Source organism: Solihabitans fulvus (assembly GCF_008386585.1).
Classification (GTDB): domain Bacteria; phylum Actinomycetota; class Actinomycetes; order Mycobacteriales; family Pseudonocardiaceae; genus Solihabitans; species Solihabitans fulvus.
Genome location: NZ_VUOB01000228.1, coordinates 1 through 911, shown reverse-complemented (window position 1 = coordinate 911; position 911 = coordinate 1). Strand labels below are relative to the sequence as shown.

The following is a 911-nucleotide window of genomic DNA, read 5'->3' as shown; positions in this document are numbered from 1 at the left end:
TGCGGGGCACCACCCGGCCCAGCTTGGGCCGGGCCCCGGCGCCCGCCGGCTCCCGCTCCGGCTGCCGACCGGGCAGCAAGTCGGCCACGGCGGTGCGGATCGCGACCCGGCTCACCTGGTGTTCCCGGGACAGGGCGGCGATGCTCGTGCCCGCGCGGAACGCCGTGCGTACGTCGTTGAGCACGCCGAGCTGCGCGATCTGCGGCCGGCGGCCGGAGCGGGAGCCGCCGGCCCAGGCGGCGGCCAGGCCGTCGCGGGTCAGTTCGTTCTGGAGGTCACGTTGGAATTGGCCGACCGAGACCAGCACGTTGACCAGCATGGTGGTGGTCGCGTCGGTGGCGGCCAGGTCGACGATGCTCGACAGCGGCCCGGACAGCACGCGCAGCTTCACCTTGTGCTGTTGGCACCAGCCGCGCACGGCCAGGATGTCGGCGAGGTCGCGGCACAGCCGGAACAACTCGGAGACGGTGAGTGTGTCGCCGAGCCTGGCGTAGCCGGCCAGCTCGGTGAACCCGGCGCGGTCCAGGGCGGGGATCTTGGAGGAGGTGGACGGGTCGCTGAAGAGGCGGACGCCCACGGTGCCGTCGACGAGCCCGGCCTCGGCGAGCAGGTGGGTCTGGCGCGCGGTGCTCTGTTCGTCGGTGGAGACCCGGGTGTAGACGAGGTCCGCCATGGCCGCCTGTCTCCTTCATCCATTCGGATACGACAGGGCAATATGTACCTGTCGTCAAACCCTGTAGTCAACTCGCATCGGATTCCATTGGATCAACGGCGAACCGCAGTGCGCCATCGACCGCCGCGGACCTCGACCGATCCCCGCCGACCTCCCGATCCGTTGCATAATCAACTGACTTGTCGTCAAAGGATGGTTTGACGACAAGTATGGATGGTCCTCCTTCGTCGTCACCGTC

At 68.9% G+C, this 911-nt stretch carries 1 protein-coding gene; it reads right to left on the bottom strand.

Going from position 1 to position 911, the window contains the following annotated elements:
* Positions 1-673, bottom strand: a 673-nt coding sequence (locus F0L68_RS41415; protein ID WP_149855379.1) for a recombinase family protein, incomplete at its 3' end; no start/stop codon positions are given.
* Between the last annotated feature and the right edge of the window lie 238 nt (positions 674-911).